This is a genomic window from Paraglaciecola sp., assembly GCF_039943935.1.
Classification (GTDB): domain Bacteria; phylum Pseudomonadota; class Gammaproteobacteria; order Enterobacterales; family Alteromonadaceae; genus Paraglaciecola.
Window position 1 is genome coordinate 21,884 of sequence record NZ_JBDUZQ010000027.1, and the last position, 20,641, is coordinate 42,524.

Annotated in this window: 16 protein-coding genes; 10 read left to right on the forward strand and 6 right to left on the reverse strand. The window is 39.9% G+C overall.

Going from position 1 to position 20,641, the window contains the following annotated elements:
• Window positions 1-117: 117 nt before the first annotated feature.
• Together ABJD71_RS18370 and ABJD71_RS18375 are read left to right on the forward strand one after the other, a co-directional pair.
• The gene (locus ABJD71_RS18370; protein WP_348172997.1) at window positions 118-924 is read left to right on the forward strand and encodes a Spy/CpxP family protein refolding chaperone; all 807 of its coding nucleotides are present in this window, start codon (window positions 118-120) and stop codon (window positions 922-924) included.
• Window positions 925-1,245: 321 nt separating this feature from the next.
• On the forward strand, window positions 1,246-4,431 hold the full coding sequence (locus tag ABJD71_RS18375; RefSeq protein ID WP_348173000.1) for a glycoside hydrolase family 15 protein: 3,186 nt from the start codon (window positions 1,246-1,248) through the stop codon (window positions 4,429-4,431).
• Between the two features lie 94 nt (window positions 4,432-4,525).
• Here the strand turns inward: ABJD71_RS18375 and ABJD71_RS18380 are convergent, their stop codons facing one another.
• Complete coding sequence (locus ABJD71_RS18380; RefSeq protein ID WP_348173003.1) at window positions 4,526-4,936, reverse strand: methylglyoxal synthase; 411 nt, start codon at window positions 4,934-4,936, stop codon at window positions 4,526-4,528.
• Between the two features lie 849 nt (window positions 4,937-5,785).
• Here ABJD71_RS18380 and argC point away from each other — a divergent pair.
• From argC to ABJD71_RS18415, 7 genes are all read left to right on the forward strand, one after another.
• Window positions 5,786-6,796: an N-acetyl-gamma-glutamyl-phosphate reductase gene (gene argC, locus ABJD71_RS18385; protein WP_348173006.1), complete on the forward strand. Its 1,011-nt coding sequence runs from the start codon at window positions 5,786-5,788 to the stop codon at window positions 6,794-6,796.
• A 2-nt stretch (window positions 6,797-6,798) separates the two neighbouring features.
• Window positions 6,799-7,593: an acetylglutamate kinase gene (gene argB / locus ABJD71_RS18390; RefSeq protein WP_348173009.1), complete on the forward strand. Its 795-nt coding sequence runs from the start codon at window positions 6,799-6,801 to the stop codon at window positions 7,591-7,593.
• A 27-nt stretch (window positions 7,594-7,620) separates the two neighbouring features.
• Window positions 7,621-8,547, forward strand: coding sequence for an ornithine carbamoyltransferase (locus ABJD71_RS18395; protein WP_348173012.1), 927 nt, complete (start codon window positions 7,621-7,623; stop codon window positions 8,545-8,547).
• Between the two features lie 130 nt (window positions 8,548-8,677).
• Complete coding sequence (locus tag ABJD71_RS18400; RefSeq protein WP_348173015.1) at window positions 8,678-9,925, forward strand: argininosuccinate synthase; 1,248 nt, start codon at window positions 8,678-8,680, stop codon at window positions 9,923-9,925.
• On the forward strand, window positions 9,925-11,298 hold the full coding sequence (gene argH, locus ABJD71_RS18405; RefSeq protein WP_348173018.1) for an argininosuccinate lyase: 1,374 nt from the start codon (window positions 9,925-9,927) through the stop codon (window positions 11,296-11,298). Before ABJD71_RS18400 ends, argH begins: the two co-directional genes overlap by 1 nt.
• 10 nt (window positions 11,299-11,308) lie before the next feature.
• Window positions 11,309-12,619 carry an amino-acid N-acetyltransferase gene (gene argA / locus ABJD71_RS18410; protein ID WP_348173021.1) on the forward strand — a complete coding sequence of 437 codons (1,311 nt, stop codon included), beginning with the start codon at window positions 11,309-11,311 and terminating at the stop codon, window positions 12,617-12,619.
• A 26-nt stretch (window positions 12,620-12,645) separates the two neighbouring features.
• Window positions 12,646-13,308, forward strand: a complete 663-nt coding sequence (locus ABJD71_RS18415; protein ID WP_348173024.1) for a peptidylprolyl isomerase — start codon at window positions 12,646-12,648, stop codon at window positions 13,306-13,308.
• Between the two features lie 293 nt (window positions 13,309-13,601).
• Here the strand turns inward: ABJD71_RS18415 and ABJD71_RS18420 are convergent, their stop codons facing one another.
• The 5 genes from ABJD71_RS18420 to zwf are packed head-to-tail and all read right to left on the reverse strand — an operon-like array spanning window position 13,602 to window position 19,245.
• Complete coding sequence (locus tag ABJD71_RS18420; protein ID WP_348144944.1) at window positions 13,602-14,243, reverse strand: bifunctional 4-hydroxy-2-oxoglutarate aldolase/2-dehydro-3-deoxy-phosphogluconate aldolase; 642 nt, start codon at window positions 14,241-14,243, stop codon at window positions 13,602-13,604.
• Window positions 14,244-14,249: 6 nt separating this feature from the next.
• Complete coding sequence (locus ABJD71_RS18425) at window positions 14,250-15,203, reverse strand: glucokinase (protein WP_348173027.1); 954 nt, start codon at window positions 15,201-15,203, stop codon at window positions 14,250-14,252.
• Window positions 15,200-17,020 carry a phosphogluconate dehydratase gene (gene edd, locus ABJD71_RS18430; protein ID WP_348173030.1) on the reverse strand — a complete coding sequence of 607 codons (1,821 nt, stop codon included), beginning with the start codon at window positions 17,018-17,020 and terminating at the stop codon, window positions 15,200-15,202. Before edd ends, ABJD71_RS18425 begins: the two co-directional genes overlap by 4 nt.
• A 42-nt stretch (window positions 17,021-17,062) precedes the next feature.
• Window positions 17,063-17,755, reverse strand: coding sequence for a 6-phosphogluconolactonase (gene pgl, locus ABJD71_RS18435; protein ID WP_348173033.1), 693 nt, complete (start codon window positions 17,753-17,755; stop codon window positions 17,063-17,065).
• Window positions 17,755-19,245 (reverse strand): glucose-6-phosphate dehydrogenase, encoded by a 1,491-nt coding sequence (zwf, locus tag ABJD71_RS18440; RefSeq protein WP_348173036.1) that lies wholly within the window; start codon window positions 19,243-19,245, stop codon window positions 17,755-17,757. Before zwf ends, pgl begins: the two co-directional genes overlap by 1 nt.
• A gap of 281 nt (window positions 19,246-19,526) precedes the next feature.
• On the opposite strand from zwf, the gene ABJD71_RS18445 reads away from it, so the two are divergent.
• Window positions 19,527-20,384 carry a MurR/RpiR family transcriptional regulator gene (locus tag ABJD71_RS18445; RefSeq protein ID WP_348173039.1) on the forward strand — a complete coding sequence of 286 codons (858 nt, stop codon included), beginning with the start codon at window positions 19,527-19,529 and terminating at the stop codon, window positions 20,382-20,384.
• The last annotated feature ends 257 nt before the right edge of the window (window positions 20,385-20,641 follow it).

The following is a 20,641-nucleotide window of genomic DNA, read 5'->3' on the forward strand; positions in this document are numbered from 1 at the left end:
CCTTAAAGGCGACATCTCCTCTATTTACAAAAGCTTTACACTCCCTTTGCGTTTCTTTGCGTTGCATTAGTTACACTAAATCCACTGAAATTATTCAGCCGCATAAAGGATATACCTATGTTGAAGTTTAAAACTTTATTAACCCCAATAGCTCTTTCTCTTGCTTTGGTAGTCGCTGTTCCAGCCCTAGCTAAGAAAGAGCGTGACCATAATGGTTTGCGTCAAATACTCTCGCAACTTTCTTTAACTGATGCTCAGAAACAAGACATTAAAGAAATACTAAAGCAAAGCCGTCAAGACGCTCGCCTGTTTAAAGAAGACAGCGAAAGATTTAGATCTAATATACAAACCTTGGTGCAGTCCAATGAATGGGATCAGATTGCCATTGAAAGTGCCTTGGCGCAAAGTCAATCCGTACAAACGGATAAAATGCTACAACGAGCCACACAAAAAAACTTAGTATGGAATGCGCTAACGACAGAGCAAAAAACTATGTTCTCAAGTCTGGTTGCCGAAAAAAAAGCAGAGATTAAATCTAAAGAATCAAACAAAAAAGGTAAACACAAACGCGAAGGAGGAATGTTTAAAAAGCTAGCTTTAACCGATGAGCAAAAAACTGCAGTTAAATCAATTCGTGAGCAAGCAAGAGCAACAGATAAAGATTTAAGAGCTAAACTCAAAGAGTTTAAAGAAGCTGAACGAGCTTTAATTACCAGTGGTGATTTCAGCTCTGAAAATTGGTTAACACTTAGCGTTGAGTATCAATCTGACTTTGTAGCCATGTCAGTTTCAAAAGCTAACGTTCGTCATAATGTATGGAATATACTAACCTCAGAACAGCAACAAAAAATCACAGAGAGAATCGAAAAAATGCAAGACTGTAAAAAACACTGTAAAAAGCATAAGAAACAACGAACAGTTTAATTCTTTCTTGTACTATAAACTTAATAAATACATGGTGTTAACAGCCTGTAAAAAAAGCGCCAACTGGCGCTTTTTTTATACATTTCTTAATGACAGTACATTTCATTCAAACCGCTTTTGTTTTATGCTCGAAGGATATTACTGTCAGACATATTTCTTACTGAAATTCCAACCATACGACTAGAAAAGCACAAAGGTTATAGAACGTATGATTGGCAACTGAATAATCACAGTTAAAGATAAGTAAATATTGCAAAGAATGTATATGTAGTACACCTAAAAATTAAATTGGCTCAACAAAAAGAGCCAACTGGAGACTTTATGGAAGACATTCAGCTGCGAATTAAGCTTGATAGATATCACGATCAAGTAAAGTCCGTGATACTCGATAAACAACACCCGATTTCTGGATTGCTACCTGCCAGTACAGCCGTTACTGTCCATGGAAATTATCAAGATGCATGGGTTCGTGATAATGTTTACAGTATATTAGCGGTATGGGGCTTAGCGCTTGCGTATCGTAATTTAGATAACGATAACGGCAGAGGCTTTGAGCTACAACAGCGCACAGTAAAACTTATGCGGGCCTTACTACGTTCCATGATGGCCCAATCATCAAAAATAGAAAAATTTAAGAAAACCCGAACTCCAATCGATTCTCTGCATGCAAAATATGATACCGCTACGGGAGAGCCAGTAGTAGGTGACGACGAATGGGGGCACTTACAAATTGATGCAACTTCAGTTTTTTTGTTGACCATGACACAAATGATTGCTTCTGGTCTTGAAGTCATTTGGACAGAAGAAGAAGTTAATTTCGTACAAAACTTAGTTTACTACATAGAACGAGCTTACCGCACACCAGATTTTGGAATTTGGGAGCGTGGAGCGAAAACTAACAGTGGTCATGTAGAATTAAACGCAAGCTCCTTAGGTATGGCCAAGGCGGCATTAGAGGCTCTATCAGGCTTTAATTTATTTGGAACTAAAGGCTCTCAGTCTAGTGTTATTCATGTGGTACCCGATAACATTGCGCAATCTAACATTACCTTAACCGCGATGTTGCCTAGAGAATCGAATACCAAAGAAACGGACGCAGCTTTACTTAGTATTATCGGTTATCCCGCATTTGCAGTGAAAGACAAAGCCCTCTCTAAAAAAGTTCGTGAAGACATCATTAACAAGCTTGAGGGCAACTACGGACTGAAGCGTTTTTTACGGGATGGTCATCAAACTGCCATTGAAGACGAAGGTCGCTTACACTATGAAGAAGAAGAGCTAAAACAATTTGAGCATATAGAATCTGAATGGCCACTGTTCTATACCTACCTTTACTTAGATGCAATATTTCGAGATGACAAAGACCAAATAGCCCATTACCGGGAAAGGCTTAACGCCGTATTAGTAGAACAAAATGGACAACAGTTATTACCTGAACTCTATTTTGTTCCAGAACATCATATTGAGCAAGAACGAAAAAAACCTGGTTCACAACCCAGAGAACCAAACGATAACGTGCCTTTAGTCTGGGCTCAAAGCTTGTATCTATTAGGATCAATGCTCGAAGATGATTTATTACGCCCTGGTGATTTAGATCCGCTAGGTAGGCGTCATCATAAAACCCCAAAAAAACCAGTTGTGCAGATAGTATTTTTAGCTGAGGACCGCATTTTAAAAGAAGAGTTAGAAACCTATGGTGTCAGTACACAAACCTTAGATGATATTTCACCAGTACAAGTTTACCTCCCCGAGCATATAGCAAAGGTTCATGGCCAAATAGGATTATGTCAACCCCTTGGCTTAACAGGACGCATCGAACGTAGCTTGAAAAGCCTAACAACAAGCCGTGTTTACATGATGGGAAAACAGCAAGCCGTGTGTCTTACACCTTCATTCCTTCAACAAGCGTACTTTTTAAGTTACGACATAGACTTTTTGGTGGGGCATTTTAAATCAGAACTCAGTTATCTTCACAGAAACTGGACCGAACTAGGCCGCCCTACTGTCACCGTTTTACTGACGCATAATTTATTAGAAACAGACCGTTCAGCGTTTTATGCGTTAGTAAAACAAATCGATAGCGGCGTAGTAGATGGGATACCTGTTCGTCACGAACATATGGCTCAATTACTTAACACAGCAACAGTAGAACATGTTGAACATTTACATGATCTAAATCTACCTGAAGAGCCCTTAGCAGAGTTGCTCTATAAACCTTGTATGTTGCCATTAAATGGAAAGCATCAAACGCTCGATCCCAATGAAGAGTTAAAAATTGCCTTAAACAACGATTTGTTATCCTTAGTCGATCAATTAACCCAAGCCAACAACTTATATGAACAAATTTCATTGTTAACCCAACTAGTCTCCATGCAGTCTCTTGAGTATTGTGTTGAAATAGAAGGTTCAAATCGCAGACTATATGATTTAATTGAAGAAGTTCATGCCCATGCGGGCCGTCTAAGGCTATGGTCAGTGCTACGTCAAGCAGCTGGGTTGCAAGGCAAAGTTATCGGAGACATTGACCTCGCAGTAGGTGATTTATTGGTGGCTCAAAAATTCATACAAGTTGGCCGCTCATATCATGATGATTCACTAATTACTCGACCGCTAAGTGATGATGAACTCTTACAACGTATTACGCAATATTGTCGAGAAGACGTTCGCGATCAAATTTTAACCCAAGAGGTTTTACTTTATCTTGGGTTACTGATTAAAGCTCGTCCAGAGCTGTTTAGTGAGTTATTAACTATTCGCGCGAGTCAGTTAATCATTTTACTTACCAGTCAAATAGTAAGAGCTGAAAAAAGCACAGCAGATGAAGCCTATGAGGTGTTAATGGGCTTGTCACCCTGTGACATTCAATCTCGATTAGAAGCTGTGTTAGAAGATTTTCAAACTTTAGCAGATTTGCCACAACAAATGGAAGCTCTGCACGCTAAAGGCAATACTCAAATATTAAACTGGCAGCAGAATTTAGGGTTAGATAAATTAGCAATGCCCGAAGAAGGCTGGTTAGCATGGCGACAACATCAAGGCATAATTGATAGACGATCTAGTCAGTTTTTAGCAAAAATATGGAGAGTATTGCACCATACTAGCGGTTTAGTTATAGGCAATAAGCTAGATAAACGTAACCGACTCTGTAGCCGTTTAGTATTAAGTGACATGACGGAAGGCGAACAAGCGTTTGCTTTGCTTATTGAGCATATGTTTAACAATATTCATGCTGCAGAGTATCGCCAATTGACCATAGAGACTCTAGAAGCTTTGGCTAGCTTTTTCGAGCAAAACCCGAGTTTAATCATAGACGAAGCCATCGTAATAGACGTCACTATTGGTCACGCCGTTAATTTAGCTCATGTTGATACATTCCCAGAACACCAAGCACATTACGACGAACATAAAATACAAGCATGGGAGCAGTTTTACGCTCTGTCTCCCGCCCACAGTACAAGCTTCATTATTTCAGCTTTGAATCACCTTCTGACAATTGGTGCCAATTAAGAATTTTGATACAAGTCTTTAATTGCGAATAAAAACCAATCTGGCTAAATAGTTAGATTGGTTTCTATGCATTATTCATATCTAGTGAAAACGTCTACAAATCAGGGATATCTCGATGATAGGTCTCACCTTCAACAAAGAAGGGTGATGTAATTAGCATATCAGCCGTCGCCATATTACAAGCAACCGGTAAATTCCAAACAGAGCAAAGTCGCAATAAAGCTTTAACATCTGGATCGTGAGGCGCTGGATTTAGGGGATCCCAAAAAAAGATCAAACAATCTAATTTTTTCTCTGCGATCAAAGCCCCGATTTGCTGATCACCACCCAAAGGGCCACTTTTAAAGCAATGTACATCTAGAGATAACTCTTTTTGCAATATGCTTCCTGTGGTACCAGTGGCAACCAATTTATGTTTACTTAACTCATTTTTATGCGCTAATGACCATTTAACCAAATCTGGCTTTTTGTGATCATGGGCAACCAAAGCAACGGTTTTCTGCATGGATAACTTAACCTTGTGTTGACAATTTAAAACAGAATAACAAGATAAAAGGGTTAAACCTACTATTTTAGAAGCACACTTTACTAATCATTTACTGCAATAGATTTACAATAAGATTAACACAAACTCATATGACTGATGGACGTATTCACAAGCTTGAAGGCCCTCATATTCTGGTGTCACACCTTAGTTGATTAATGAACTATGCTCCAGTTGTATAATTCGCACTCTAAAATTATTTACCCATTGATTATTATCTCGTTGCCAAAAACGGCGCTCATCCCAACAAAGAAAGTAAATGACTAGGGATATATCTACTTTATGTTCAAACAAGTTAGATATATAGCGAATAGTTCCGCCTTGCACTTTTTGAATAATTATATGAAATTCTACTTTATCAAAACATCTCAATAACAACGTAATTAATAGCGTAACATGACTGGTTATTAATTTACTCAAAGCACTTATAAGAAGGAGCTAAAGAAAGACAAGGCATGTTCTATAAAAGACAAATTTGGCATAACAACCCCTAAAAATATTTATTCACTTTATTTGCATAATTATACTTAAAATGGCATCCTACAAAGATTGTAAAAGTGGTTTAATCTATTATTAAACGTCACTATAGCTTGTACATTAATTTATTTTGGTTACGTAACGAATATGCACATCACAATTTTTAGATCCACTTCCCTGCCTAGCTTCGCCAATATTTTGTTTCGACGATAGTTGAAATTGTGGCGTATAGCCCACTTTTTGCCTTAAAATAGCTTTTTGGGCAAAAAGTGCTTTTTCATCCCCTTTTTAAGTAAGCACACAACTCATTTTTGAGTTTATAGAGAATTTTTCATGATCAAAACATGTATTATTGGAGCCAGTGGGTACACTGGTGCAGAACTAGCCGCTATTGTTAATCAACATCCTAATTTTGAGCTAGCCGCCTTATTCGTTTCAACTAACAGTGCAGATGCTGGCAAGCCACTCGGAGATATCCATCCAAAGCTCTTTGGTCAAATTAGTCTGAAGTTACAACCTATTGACGAGAGCAAATTAACGGATTTAGCTACTAATTTCGATTTGATATTTTTAGCCACTCCCCATGAAGCCAGCCATAAATGGATGACTGATTTAACGGGTAGAAAAGCCGTTGTCATGGATCTGTCTGGCGCATTTAGAATTAAAGATAAACACGTTTTTGCAGATTACTATGGATTTGAACATACTGCTGCAGACTTATTAGATAAGGCAGTATACGGACTAGCTGACTGGCACCAAGATGAAATAAGTAAAGCAAATTTAGTAGCTGTACCTGGTTGCTACCCCACTGCATCTTTGACTGCACTTAAACCATTAGAGCAGCTAATTGACCCCGCGTATTTTCCGGTAATTAACGCCACATCTGGTGTATCAGGTGCTGGTCGTAAAGCAGCATTAACTAGTAGTTTCACCGAAGTTAGTCTTCAAGCTTACGGCGTACTTGGGCACAGGCATCAACCTGAGATTGCCGACTATTTCGGGGCTCCTGTTATTTTCACACCTCATTTGGGCAACTTCAAGCGAGGTATATTGGCAACGATATGTGTGAAAATGCACGCGGGAACCACTCAAGCTCAAATAAATGCAACGTATAAAGCAGCTTATAAAGATAGCTCAATAGTGCGACTTAGAAACAGCTGGCCAAAAATCGATGATGTCACTCATACCCCATATTGTGACTTGTTTTGGAAATATGACGAAAAAACCGGTTATTTAATCGTGAGTAGTGCGATAGACAATCTATTAAAAGGGGCTGCTTCTCAAGCAATGCAATGTGCTAATTTACGTTTCGGCTTTGAATCTCACGCGGGGTTGGTAAATTAATTATGTCAATAAAACAAAGCTTAGTCATTAAAGTAGGAGGGGCATTTATGCAAGCCCCAGAAATAGCCATTCAATTTCTTGGTACTATCGCCAAACTGCAAGATCACTATCAGGTTGTGCTAGTTCACGGTGGCGGTACTATGGTTGAAGAGTTATTACATGCCCTTAATTTGCAGAGTCAAAAAATAGATGGATTGCGAGTCACTCCTAAAGAACATATGCCCTTTATTACTGGCGCTCTTGCGGGGACGGCCAATAAACAACTTTGTGGACTAGCTATTAAAGCAGGCATAATCCCCGTAGGCTTAAGCTTAGTTGACGGTAATATGTGTACAACAACAGTTTTGCGTAAAGATTTAGGTTCCGTTGGGGCAGTCGTCGCTGCTGAAAGCACACTGCTAGATGCCTTAGCCACAACTGATATGCTGCCCATTATTAGTTCGATTGGAGCAGATTCGTCAGGTAATTTACTCAATGTGAATGCAGACCAAGCAGCCACTGTAGTGGCGCAGCTTTTAAACGCGCAATTATTGTTATTGTCTGATGTTCCTGGAGTATTAGATGCTGACAAAACACTCATTGAACAATTAGATACAGAAACCATTGAGCAACTTATCGCACAGAATGTTATTCGTGATGGCATGATTGTTAAAGTTCAAGCTGCACTTACGGCAGCGACCAGTTTAGGTCGCAGTGTTACTATTGCGAGTTGGAAAAACTCAGAAAAACTGCTTGGACTGTTGCAACAACAAGCAATTGGAAGCAAAATCTCGCCCTCAATAATTACAGCACATTAATTTCGTAGCAATAGACAAGGTATGATCATGAAAAAAGATCTTCTCTCATTTAAAGATTGGAACGCAGAGCAATTAGTAGCATTGCTTAAATTAGCAAAAACCATAAAAAGTAATCCAACAGCATATCGTACTGCATTAGATGGACTATCTATTGTGGCTTTATTTGAGAAACCTTCACTACGAACACGAGTAAGCTTTGACATAGGTATCAATAAACTGGGTGGCCACTTAGTTTACTTAGATAGCCAGTCTAATAAGTTAGCAGGTCGTGAAGATGTAAAAGACATGGGCGCAAACTTAGCATGTTGGGCTGACGCCATTGTCGCTCGAGTATTTGCTCATAGTACCTTAGAAGAACTGGCTGAATCAGCAAAGGTCCCAGTGATTAATGCATTATGCGATCTGTATCACCCTTGCCAGGCCGTGGCGGATTACCTAACGATTAGTGAGCATTATGAAGATCTTAGCAAGGTAAAATTAGCTTATATAGGTGATGGTAACAACGTTACCCATTCACTTATGCTTGTTGGTGTGGCCCTTGGTTGTGAAGTAATCGTGATTACGCCTAAAGGGTATGAGGTCGACTCTGACATTATTGCATTAACAGAAAAGCGCGCAGCAGAGTTTGGTGGTAAGTTAACGCTTAGCACTAATATTGATGCAGCTATTGGCGCTCAAGTTTTGTATACGGACACTTGGTTATCAATGGGTGACGACACCCCTCTTGCAGATATCAAAGATACATTTTCTGGATATGAAATAAACGAAGCTTTAATGGAAAAAACAGGTGCTGATTATGTATTGCATTGTCAACCGGCTCATCGAGACTTAGAAATAAGCGGTACCTTAATTGACTCAGAGCAATCGCTTTTGTTTCAACAGGCAGAAAACCGTATGCATGGTCAAAATGCAATTTTAGTCGAGCTGTTAGCTAAAGACTTTAAACCAAATTAATAAATGACAAGCTACGACTAGCTTGTAACAACAAAAATCGCATTAGGTTGACTAACCCAACCTAATAGAAAATACATTAACGCAGCTTCAACTTAGACAAGAAATGACGCTGCTATTAACAGGAACTATCATGGCAATCGCAAAAAACAAACCTATCAAGAAAGTGGTACTAGCATACTCAGGCGGATTGGATACATCTGCAATTATTCCTTGGTTAAAAGAAAACTACGACTGTGAAGTTATTGCCTTTGCAGCTGATGTTGGGCAAGGCGAAGAAGAGCTTATCGGATTACACGAGAAAGCTATCGCAACAGGTGCAAGCGAATGCTACATAGTCGATTTAAAAGAAGAGTTTGTATCAGATTACATTTATCCAACTATTACCACAGGCGCAGTATATGAAGGTGAGTACCTACTAGGCACTTCAATGGCGCGCCCAATTATTGCAAAGGCGCAAGTTGAGATTGCTCGCAAAGTAGGGGCTGATGCTTTATGTCACGGTTGTACTGGTAAAGGTAATGATCAAGTACGTTTTGAAGGAACATTCGCGGCTTTAGCACCAGAACTAACTGTTATCGCCCCATGGCGTGAGTGGGACATGGTTTCTCGTGAAGATTTACTTGATTATCTAGCAGAGCGGAATATTCCTTGCTCAGCATCTCTCACTAAAATTTATAGCCGTGATGCTAACGCTTGGCATATATCTCACGAAGGTGGCGAGCTAGAAGATCCTTGGTGTGAACCGACTAAAGGGATCTGGACTATGACAGTTGACCCAGAAGATGCGCCAGATGAAGCAGTACGTGTTCATCTTACTTTTGACCAAGGTAAATTGACAAAAGTGAATGACGAAGAGTTAACGCCTTATGCCGTATTGATGAAACTGAACGAAATCGCAGCTGCTCATGGTGTAGGTCGTATCGATATTGTTGAAAATCGTTTAGTGGGTATGAAGTCACGTGGTTGCTATGAAACCCCGGGCGGCACTGTGATGATGGCGGCGTACAAAGCACTAGAATGTTTAGTTCTGGATAAATCATCGCTTAAATACCGTGAACAGATTGGCTTAGAGTACTCTCACGTAATGTACGATGGACGCTGGTTTACCGCTTTAAATGATGCTCTGTTAGCAGGTGCAGCAAGCTTCGCTCAAAAAGTAACGGGTGAAATAGTTGTTAAACTATATAAAGGTCAAGCAACGGTTGTTCAAAGAAAATCGCCAAACAGTTTGTACTCAGAAGACTTCGCAACATTTGGTGCAGATGATGTATACGACCAAAGTCATGCTGAAGGCTTTATCCGTTTATTCAGTTTATCTAGCCGTATAGATGCCATGAACAAAAAAGGCATGGCGTTTAAAAATACAGGAATAGAATAATGAGTTTATGGGGAGGCCGTTTTCAAGACGGCAGTAGCGCCATGTTCAGAAGAGTTAATGACTCATTACCCTTTGACCGCGCGTTAGCAAGCCAAGATATTAGAGGTTCAATTGCATGGTCTAAAGCTATTTGCAAAGCAGGTGTATTAACGCCAGACGAACAACAACAGTTAGAAGATGCGTTACAAGCATTACTTGTTAAAGCTGAAGACGGTACTTTGGATTTTGATGCTAGCAGTGAAGAAGATATTCATAGCTTTGTTGAAGCTACTCTTATCGAACAGCTAGGCGATATTGCCCGTAAGTTACATACTGGCCGAAGCCGTAATGACCAAGTTGCTACCGACTTCAAATTATGGACACGTGAACACGTTGACCTACTCATTGCTGACTTAGAGAACGTAAAAGCGTCTTTAGTTGGCTCAGCTAGTAATAACAAAACTGTTATTTTACCTGGCTATACCCATTTACAACGCGCGCAGCCTGTTCGTTACTCTCATTGGTGTTTAGCTTATGTAGAAATGTTTAAGCGTGATATTAGCCGCTTAGTGGATTTAAAAGCCCGTATGAATCAATCTCCACTTGGTTGCGGTGCTTTGGCTGGCACGACTTATCCGATTGATCGTCAAGAAATTGCTGACGACCTTGGTTTTGACAGCCCATGTTTAAATAGTTTAGACGCAGTTTCAGACCGTGATTTTGTTCTAGAGTTACTTTTTGCAGCAAGTACCAGCATGATGCATATGTCTCGCATGGCTGAAGATTTAATATTCTTCAACTCTGGTGAAGCAGGGTTTATTACCCTTGGTGACGAAGTAACATCTGGCTCTTCTTTAATGCCTCAAAAGAAAAACCCTGATGCCTTAGAGCTTATGCGTGGTAAATGCGGCCGCGTTTTTGGCAGCTTACAAGGCATGTTAGTCACGATGAAAGGCCTACCTTTGGCATACAATAAAGATATGCAAGAAGACAAAGAAGGCTTATTAGATGCCGTTACTCAATGGCATATTTGCTTATGCATTGCCTGTGAGGTTATCGATAGCATTAAATTGGATTCTGAACGTTGTGCTAAGGCGGCCCGTGAAGGCTATGCGAACGCAACTGAGCTTGCAGACTACCTTGTTGCAAAAGGAATTCCATTTAGAACTGCCCACGATATTTCTGGCCAAGTTGTACTGGCCGCACTAGAGCAGAAGAAAGCCATTGAAGAGCTGAGCCTTGAAGAGCTTAAGAAATACTCTGGCTTAATTGAAGATGATGTTTACGAAATTCTACAATTAGAGTATTTAGTAGACAAACGCAGTATCTTAGGTGGAACAGGTATAAAGCCTGTCTCTGCTGCTTTAGATGCTGAATTAGCCAAAAGTAGCTAAGGACTCAATAGTGGTTGTATCTCATATCGATAGCGTAAAAATCATTCGCAACTCTGCGCCCTACATCAACGCTCATAGGGGTAAAACCTTTGTGTTGATGTTTGGTGGAGAGGCCATCGAAGAGGAAAACTTTGCCAATATTATTCACGATATAGCGCTATTAAATAGCCTAGGCGTAAGACTCGTATTAGTGCATGGAGCACGACCACAAATTGATGAACGCGCGTTACTCAGAGGTTTAACCCCTCGTTTTCATCAAGACGTGCGCATTACAAATAAGCCAACCCTTGAATGTGTGAAAGACGCCGCAGGTTCGGTAAGATCTCAGGTCGAGGCTTTACTCACGATGGGGTTAGCCAACTCCCCAATGCACGGCTCACAAATAAGAGTGTGCTCTGGAAACTTAGTAGTCGCTATGCCAATAGGTGTGCAGGATGGCGTGGACTACGAAAACACCGGCCTAGTGCGCCGTATTGATGTAGACGGTATAAATGATCACCTTAATGACGGCTCTATTGTGTTGTTACCTCCCATGGGCTATTCAGCTACTGGTGAGGTATTTAACCTTTCACACAAAGATGTTGCGACCAATGCTGCAATTGCGTTGAATGCTGACAAGCTAATCTTATTTAGAGAACAAGATGGCTTGATATCTGAAGATGGAAGACTACTTAGAAGTATAGAATTAGATCAAATCAATGAAATGCTCACCCAGCCTTTTTACGCACCTGAGAAGCAGTTATTTCAAGCAATAATCTCGAGTCTAGAAGCGGGTATTAGCCGCTGTCACTGTGTAAGTTACCGGCAAGACGGTGCGCTATTACAAGAGTTGTTTACTCGAGACGGTGCGGGGTCATTAATATCGCAACGTTCTTACGAACAGTTAAGGCATGCAAATGTTGAAGATGTGGCTGGTATTTTAAAGCTAATTAAACCTTTAGAAGAAAAAGGCATTTTAGTTACACGTTCAATAGAAAGGTTAGAGCAAGAAATCGAACAATTTATGGTACTTGAAAGAGATGGTATGACCATAGCTTGTGCTGCGCTTTATCCCTATACAGAGGATGAAATGGGTGAACTTGCTTGTGTTGCTACACATCCAGACTACCGAGGCGGCAACCGTGGAGAGCGGTTACTTGAAGCGATAAAAAACCATGCACACCAGCAAGGACTTACAAGCATCTTTGTATTGACTACTGTCACCGCACATTGGTTTCAGGAACAAGGCTTTAAACAAGCCACCCTTGAAGACCTTCCAGCAAAAAAGAAACAGCTTTACAACTTTCAACGAAATTCAAAGGTGTTTAAACTAGATATCTAGTTAATTTAAACAAGACCCCTTACATCATGAAGTCTTATCTGTCGTTAAGCTCGCCCACTGCTGTTGTTATTTTGATTATGTTAATTTTTTCAAGTTGTGACTTATTTACTGATAAAGCCATCAAACAAGTGGATCAGTTTATTGCAGAACAAGACATTGATAAATCATCTGACAACTGGAAAACCAAACTACCTAAACCACCAGTATTCACTTTTACTGAAGGCAAAACTTACCTTTGGAAATTAGCCACAAGCCATGGAGACATCACGGTTACTTTTAAGCCAGAAACCGCCCCAATGCATGTTTCTAGTACCATTTATCTCACAAAACTAGGGTTTTACGACGGATTGTTATTTCATCGAATTATTCCTGGCTTTATGGCCCAGGGAGGCGACCCTTTAGGTACAGGAAGAGGAAATCCAGGTTACGCCTATGAAGGCGAGTTTGACGAAAATATCACTCATAGCGAAGCAGGTAAGCTCAGTATGGCAAATGCAGGACCTAATACCGATGGCAGTCAATTTTTCCTGACATTCTCGGCCACACCTTGGTTAAATGGCAAACATACTATCTTTGGTGACGTGACAGAAGGTATAGAAGTATTAGCAACGATAGAGAGCCTAGGTTCAAGAAACGGACGACCCAGTGAAGAAGTATCTATTATTAACGCTAGCGTAGTAGCTCGATAAGTCGTAGTTTAAGATAACCTAAACCTTAAATTTTGCTCGTTATTAGCACTTGAGTGCGGTATGCCCCACTCCATCGAGAAAACATAAGAATAAGTTATCTGGCCTAAAAATCATGAAAAAATGAAGCAACTAGCCTGTCTAATAGGTGCACACTATATAAATTCAAATATATAGATAAAAGTAAACAGCCTAACAATTCATACTAATAATTAAGCATGCAAAAAAAACCGATGGAAATTGCCATCGGTTTTTATTTAAATAAATACTGTTTAATAAGTTTTAAAAAACTACGTTTATTTAACGCCAGCGATTGCTTCTTTAGCTAATTGGGTAATTTTATCCCACTCGCCATTTTCCATTGCGTCTTCTGGCGCTAACCAAGAACCACCACAACAAGCTACATTGGATAAAGATAGGTAGTCATTATAGTTGCTAGGGCTGATACCACCTGTTGGACAGAATGTGATTTCTGGGCAAGGCCCACCAATTGCTTTAAGCGCTTTTACGCCACCAGAAGCTTCAGCTGGGAAGAACTTAAGGTGGGTATAGCCAAGATCTTTAGCTGTCATCAATTCTGAAATCGAAGAAATACCAGGAATAAGTGCAATGCTGCCTTCATTACCAGCTTTCAATAGATCAGTTGTTAAGCCGGGGCTGATGGCGAACTTGGCGCCAGCATCAATTACTTGTTGTAATTGCTCACGATTAGTGACTGTACCCGCACCAATTACAGCTTCCGGTACTTCTTTGGCAATCTTAGCGATTACATCAATTGCTGCATCAGTTCTTAATGTTACTTCTAAAACCTTTATACCGCCCGCAATCAAAGCTTTCGCTAGAGGAACTGCATGTTCAACATTTTTGATAACTAAAACCGGCACTACTGGCCCTTGGCTGAATATTTCTTCTGATGTCATTTTCCAATTTTTTGTCATTGAATTTTAACCTTTAAAATTTTGATTTAGATAGGCCATAGCTCCAATCAAACCATGATCGGGCTCGGTAATAATGAAAGTGGGGATTCCTGAGACATAGCCTTTAAATCGGCCTTTTGCTTCAAAACGCTCACGAAAATCACTTTCTTGAATAAACTTGGTGAAACGGGGGGCAATGCCACCACCAATATACACGCCACCACGTGTTCCCATATTAAGGGCAAGATTTCCTGCAAAACTACCCAAAATTTTGCAGAATTGGTTCAAAGTAGCGGTACATAGAGCACAACTACCATTGAGAGCTTTTTCAGTTATGTCAGCAGCTTCAGTTAACTCAGCTTCCGTACTTTGATATTCTGACAATGCTTGGTAAATTTGCACTAAACCACGTCCTGACAACACTTCCTCAGCAGAGGCATGACCCAACTTCTTAGTTAAGAAACGTAAAATAGCAATATCAAGCTCATCAACCGCAGCAAAATCTACATGGCCGCCTTCTCCGTCAAGGGCCAACCAACCATCTTCTGATGGCGCTAAGTGCTTAACACCTAAACCTGTACCTGGGCCAAAAACAGCGACATTCTCATTATCTTGAATTGTTCCCAGACCAACTTGATACTTTTGGTCATCATTCAAAACAGGAACGGCATGAGCTACCGCGGTAAAATCGTTAATCACACCTAACCAGTTAAGATTCAATTGCTGTTTGAGTTCAGCTATAGAAAAGTCCCAATGACTATTGGTCATAGCGATGCGGTCACTCGTTACCGGACAAGCAACTCCCAAACATCCAGCATTAAAGGTTACTTCTGGAAACTCAGCGAAATAAGTATTAATAGCATCTGTAATAGTGGCAAAGTCTGCGCACAGGTACTTTTTAATGTTCCCTATCTGATTCCTATCTACCTGAGCAATACGAATATTTGTGCCACCAACATCTGCAACAAACTTCATAATCATTCCTGACCTAGAAACAAAGAACAGGCACCTTGCTCAGCACCGGTAAGGGTAGTTCGAATAGCTGCAAACATTTCCCTCCCCATACCAACTTGATGATTTGCTACATCAGTTACTTTGGCTTCACGGCTTTCTAACTCATCATCGCTAACTAAAACAGACATAACACCCGTAGCAGTGTCTAACTCAATCATATCGCCAGTATTCACTTTGGCTAACAAACCGCCTTTAAGTGCCTCTGGTGTCACATGGATGGCAGCTGGTACTTTTCCAGATGCACCTGACATTCTGCCATCTGTAACCAATGCCACGTTATAGCCTCGGTCCTGCAGTACAGCAAGAGGAGGAGTTAAACTATGTAGCTCTGGCATGCCTATGGCAGAAGGTCCTTGGAATCTGACAACAACAATACAGTCTTTATTCAATTCATCCGCTTTAAACGCAGCGTGGAGTTCAAATTGGTCTTCAAATACAACGGCTGGTGCTGTAATTTTACAGTGAGGTTCACGTAACGCAGATGTCTTCATCACTGCTCTGCCTAAGTTACCAGACAGTACTGATAAACCACCATCTACTTTGAAAGGCTTATCTACAGTGGCGACAACCTCTTTATCAAAGGATTCTTTAGGACCGTCTTGCCAAATCAACTCACCATCTTTAATCACGGGCTCTTGAGTGTATTGTTCAAGACCATCACCACATATGGTTTTAACATCATTATGAAGTAAGCCTGCGTTTAACAGCTCTCTAAACAATAAAGCCATACCGCCTGCTGCGGTGAAATGGTTAATATCTGCAGATCCATTTGGATAGATTCGAGTAAGTAAGGGAACAACACTAGAAATATCAGCAAAGTCATCCCAGTTAATAATGTAACCAGCAGAGCGCGCAACGGCAACTAAGTGCATAGTGTGGTTAGTTGAACCACCCGTTGCCAATAATGCAACCAATCCATTCACTATGGCTTTTGCATCAACGATGTGGCCCATAGGACGATAATTATCACCTAAGTCGGTAATACGTGTAATTTGTTTTGCTGCTGCATCGGTTAAAGCATCACGTAACGGAGTACCTGGATTAACAAAAGATGAACCAGGTAAATGTAAGCCCATTGTTTCAACCACTAGTTGATTACTATTGGCAGTACCATAGAAAGTACAGGTGCCGGCAGAATGGTAAGACTTAGATTCAGCATCTAATAATTCTTCTCTTGTCGCTTTACCTTCAGCGTAGGCTTGACGAACACGGGCTTTTTCTTTGTTCGGTATACCAGAAGGCATAGGGCCTGCAGGTACAAAAATACTTGGTAAATGTCCAAAACTAAGTGCACCCATCAATAAACCAGGGACAATTTTGTCACATATTCCCAACAATAAATTGCCATCAAACATGTTGTGAGACAATGAAATGGCTGTAGCTTGAGCAATAATATCTCGGCTCATTAAGCTAAGGTCCATACCAGGCGTTCCCTGTGTCACTCCATCACACATAGCGGGTACACCACCAGCAAATTGAGCAACACTACCCACTTCACTTACTGCTTTTTTTAGCAATGCTGGATAATCTTCATAGGGCTGATGAGCCGATAACATATCATTGTATGAAGACACAATGGCTATATTAGCTTTAGTCATGCTGCGTAAATCAGCTTTTTCTTCTGTACCACAAGCTGCAAAGCCATGGGCTAAGTTACCACAAGACAACACACCACGATGAGGCCCTTCTAAACGAGCAGCTTCAATTTTGTCTAAATATGCTTTACGAGTCAGTTTGCTTCGCTCGATAATTCGTGCAGTGACTTCCTGAATGGCAGTGTTCACAGTTTTCTCCAAAAATTTAAAATTTGTTATATACCTATCAGGCTATGGTGCCCAAAGTAACTCAACATCAGCATTATTTAATACTGCGCGAATAGGCATTTCCATTTCGTTGTCACCAGATAAGGCAATATCTAGTACTTCTTTTTTACTGTCGCCTGTCAAATGTAAAAAGATTTGCTGACTATTTAATAAAGCAGGCAAGGTCAATGAGATTCTTTGATTAGGTGCCGTAGTGGGCTGCACAGCAATATAGGACTGACCAGATTCTAGATCTAGACCTTCTGAAATTTGCTCTGAGCATGGAAATAAAGAAGCGGTGTGCCCGTCTTCACCCATACCAAGAATTACCACATCGAAAGGTTTGTGTATGTCTTGCAAATTACTAGCACACTGCTGAACTGCTTCAGTAGCGTCAGCATGGTGTGTTTTAAGTGGGAAAAAATTAGCATTAACTGCATTATTAATGAGAAGTTTTTCACGTAACATTTTTTCATTTGACGCCTCATTGGCGTTATCAACCCAGCGTTCATCAGCTAAACTAATGTCCACTAAATCCCAAGCTAAACTAATTTTAGATAATGCTTCAAATAATGCAGCAGGGGTTCTGCCACCAGAGACGATTAAACTAGCTCGACCGTTTTCTTCAATTCCATCTCTTAACAATTTAGATATTTTACGTGTGAATGCTAAATTAAGTTGTTCAGGAGTTCTAAATTTTGATTTCGTTAATGCCATTATTTTTTCCCTATTTTACTTTCATACCAAGCTCTATCTTCTCGAGCTAATAATGCAATAGAAGACACTGGCCCCCAAGTACCCGCTTGATACGGTTCTGGAGCTTCGTTACTAGAATTCCATGCGGCAAGTATACTATCAACCCAAGTCCAAGCGGCTTCGACTTCATCTCGACGTACAAACAGTGACTGATTACCTAACATAACTTCTAACAATAGCTTCTCGTATGCATCAGCAATACGCTCATCTTTAAATGTGTCAGAAAAGCTCAAGTTAAGCTTAGATTTTTGTAGGTTCATCGCACCAGAGCTCGTTAATCCTGGCACTTTGTTCATAACGGTAACTTCTACACCTTCATCAGGCTGAAGTCTAATCGTTAACTTATTGGGTGGTAGCTGAGTAAAACTATCTTTAAATAAATTGTGAGGCTGACGTTTAAAGAAAATATTCACTTCACTGGTCTTGTTTGGTAGACGCTTACCCGTTCTCAAATAAAATGGTACACCAGCCCAGCGCCAGTTATCTATTTCTACTTTTAAGGCAATAAAGGTTTCAGTTGTACTCTGCTGGTTCGCATCAGGTTCATCTAAGTAACCTGGAACTTCTTGCCCTTTAATAAAGCCTTCTACATACTGTCCACGAACGGTATTTTGGCGAACATTAGATGCATCAATTGGTCGTAACGCCTTAAGCACTTTCAGCTTTTCGTTACGAATATTAGTTGCGTCAAGTGTAGCTGGCGGCTCCATAGCAATCAGCGTCAATATTTGTAGTAAATGGTTTTGCACCATATCTCGCATTTGACCAGCATCGTCAAAATACCCCCAACGACCTTCAATACCAACCGACTCAGCAACACTAATTTGCACGTGATCGATACAATTATGATCCCAGTTGGTTGCAAATATAGAGTTTGCAAAGCGCAAAGCCACTAAATTTAATACAGTCTCTTTACCTAGGTAATGGTCAATACGGTAAATTTGTCTTTCTTCAAAAAATTCTGCAACTTGGTCGTTAATAACTTTTGACGACTCTAAGTCATGACCTAGAGGTTTCTCTAGCACTACTCGCATACTTTTGTCGATGATGTTAGCCGCTTTCAAACCTCTGCAAATGTCACCAAAAATTGAAGGAGGAGTCGCAAAGTAACAAACCATAGTTCGTTTTGCATCAACATGCTCTTTGAACACTTTGTAACTGTCTGCGTCCTTCATATCGACACGAACGTAATCTAGTTTTTCTTTAAACCTGTTCCAAGTTTCTAAACATAGATCTTCCTTAGTAAAATTTTCTATATTTTCTTTTACTAAAGTTACGTATTCTTCGAGACTAATATCTTGACGTGCCACACCAATTACCTTGGTTTCAGCATGCATGAGATTAGCTTTTTCAAGTTGATATAGAGAGGGTAAAAGTTTACGTCTGGCCAAGTCACCAATGGTACCAAACAAAACAAAGTCACAAGGTTCGAATGAATTTTCCAAAACCATTTTTTTTGCCTACTTAAATATTGAGAGAAAATGTTGCATTAAGAGAACTGTATCTAACTTATGAGATCCCCTAGATTATGGTGCAATATTTAACATTAAATGTAGTAAATTTACAACTTATCATCGCAAATTCACCATATTTATTGCCCACTTGGGCGATGAAACTAACATTTTTTGTAAATTTTCACGTTAAAAAATTACAACAATAGTACCCATAAGGATCGTTACAGGGTAATCTTACCAACAAGGTAAAACAATTATAATGAAGTTTTCTGTTTAATATGAATATTCTGGAAAAAATAACACAACACGACGCTTTATTTAGTAAATCAGAACGCAAAGTTGCAGAAGTTATCCTCGAAAACCCTCAAATGGCAATTCACAGCAGTATAGCAACACTAGCTAAAATGTCAGGAGTAAGTGAGCCCACTGTTAACCGTTTTTGTAGGAGATTAGATACCAAAGGCTACCCTGATTTTAAGCTACACCTAGCGCAAAGTCTTGCCAATGGTACTCCCTATGTTAATAGGCATGTAGAAGAAAATGACGGACCTGACGAATATACTAATAAAATATTTGAATCTACCATGGCATCTCTAGAGGTTGCGCGTTCGTCTGTTGACATTAATACAATTAATCGAGCGGTAGATTTATTAACTCAAGCCCAAAAAATATCATTTTTTGGGCTGGGCGCCTCAGCTTCAGTGGCTCATGATGCATTAAATAAATTTTTTAGATTTAACGTTCCAGTAGTGTATTTTGAAGATATTTTAATGCAGCGAATGAGTTGTATGAATTGCAGCGAAGAAGACGTTGTGGTTTTAATTTCTCATACGGGCAGAACTAAAAGCCTAGTAGAAATAGCACAAATCGCTCGAGGCAATGACGCAACAGTAATGGGGATAACCTCAAAGGATAGCCCACTAGCTAAAGAATGCAGTTTAGTATTATCTTTAGAAGTACCTGAAGATACAGATATGTACATGCCAATGGCTTCTCGTATTGCACAATTAATCTTAATTGACATTCTAGCAACAGGCTTCACCCTCAGGCGCGGTAATAAGTTTAGAGAGAACTTAAAACGCGTTAAAGATACCCTTAGGGGTTCTAGATTTGATAAAAGAGACGGTTATCAATAAAAGGTATAAAAAAAGAGCGCTTAAGCTCTTTTTTTTGAGAATAGATTCACTTTTTGACGAATTTGCACTACCATTTTCGTAATAAAATTACAGATTTGTCAATTTACGACGATTTAGAGTTTGTTTAAATGTAATCGTCATAAATAGTTAAAAGAAGTATTGCCTAAAGATAGCTATGCTGATGAATATAATATTTTATGTATCAAACACCTATCGAGTAAAGATAGATTAATAATGCGCGACAACTACAGAGCACT

What these genes read in the sequence shown, in the direction of transcription:
- ABJD71_RS18370 (WP_348172997.1), top strand. Translation starts at nt 118, where the DNA reads ATGTTGAAGTTTAAAACTTTATTAACCCCAATAGCTCTTTCTCTTGCT.
- ABJD71_RS18375 (WP_348173000.1), top strand. Translation starts at nt 1,246, where the DNA reads ATGGAAGACATTCAGCTGCGAATTAAGCTTGATAGATATCACGATCAA.
- ABJD71_RS18380 (WP_348173003.1), bottom strand. Translation starts at nt 4,936, where the DNA reads ATGCAGAAAACCGTTGCTTTGGTTGCCCATGATCACAAAAAGCCAGAT.
- argC (WP_348173006.1), top strand. Translation starts at nt 5,786, where the DNA reads ATGATCAAAACATGTATTATTGGAGCCAGTGGGTACACTGGTGCAGAA.
- argB (WP_348173009.1), top strand. Translation starts at nt 6,799, where the DNA reads ATGTCAATAAAACAAAGCTTAGTCATTAAAGTAGGAGGGGCATTTATG.
- ABJD71_RS18395 (WP_348173012.1), top strand. Translation starts at nt 7,621, where the DNA reads ATGAAAAAAGATCTTCTCTCATTTAAAGATTGGAACGCAGAGCAATTA.
- ABJD71_RS18400 (WP_348173015.1), top strand. Translation starts at nt 8,678, where the DNA reads ATGGCAATCGCAAAAAACAAACCTATCAAGAAAGTGGTACTAGCATAC.
- argH (WP_348173018.1), top strand. Translation starts at nt 9,925, where the DNA reads ATGAGTTTATGGGGAGGCCGTTTTCAAGACGGCAGTAGCGCCATGTTC.
- ABJD71_RS18415 (WP_348173024.1), top strand. Translation starts at nt 12,646, where the DNA reads ATGAAGTCTTATCTGTCGTTAAGCTCGCCCACTGCTGTTGTTATTTTG.
- ABJD71_RS18420 (WP_348144944.1), bottom strand. Translation starts at nt 14,243, where the DNA reads ATGACAAAAAATTGGAAAATGACATCAGAAGAAATATTCAGCCAAGGG.
- ABJD71_RS18425 (WP_348173027.1), bottom strand. Translation starts at nt 15,203, where the DNA reads ATGATTATGAAGTTTGTTGCAGATGTTGGTGGCACAAATATTCGTATT.
- pgl (WP_348173033.1), bottom strand. Translation starts at nt 17,755, where the DNA reads ATGGCATTAACGAAATCAAAATTTAGAACTCCTGAACAACTTAATTTA.
- zwf (WP_348173036.1), bottom strand. Translation starts at nt 19,245, where the DNA reads ATGGTTTTGGAAAATTCATTCGAACCTTGTGACTTTGTTTTGTTTGGT.
- ABJD71_RS18445 (WP_348173039.1), top strand. Translation starts at nt 19,527, where the DNA reads ATGAATATTCTGGAAAAAATAACACAACACGACGCTTTATTTAGTAAA.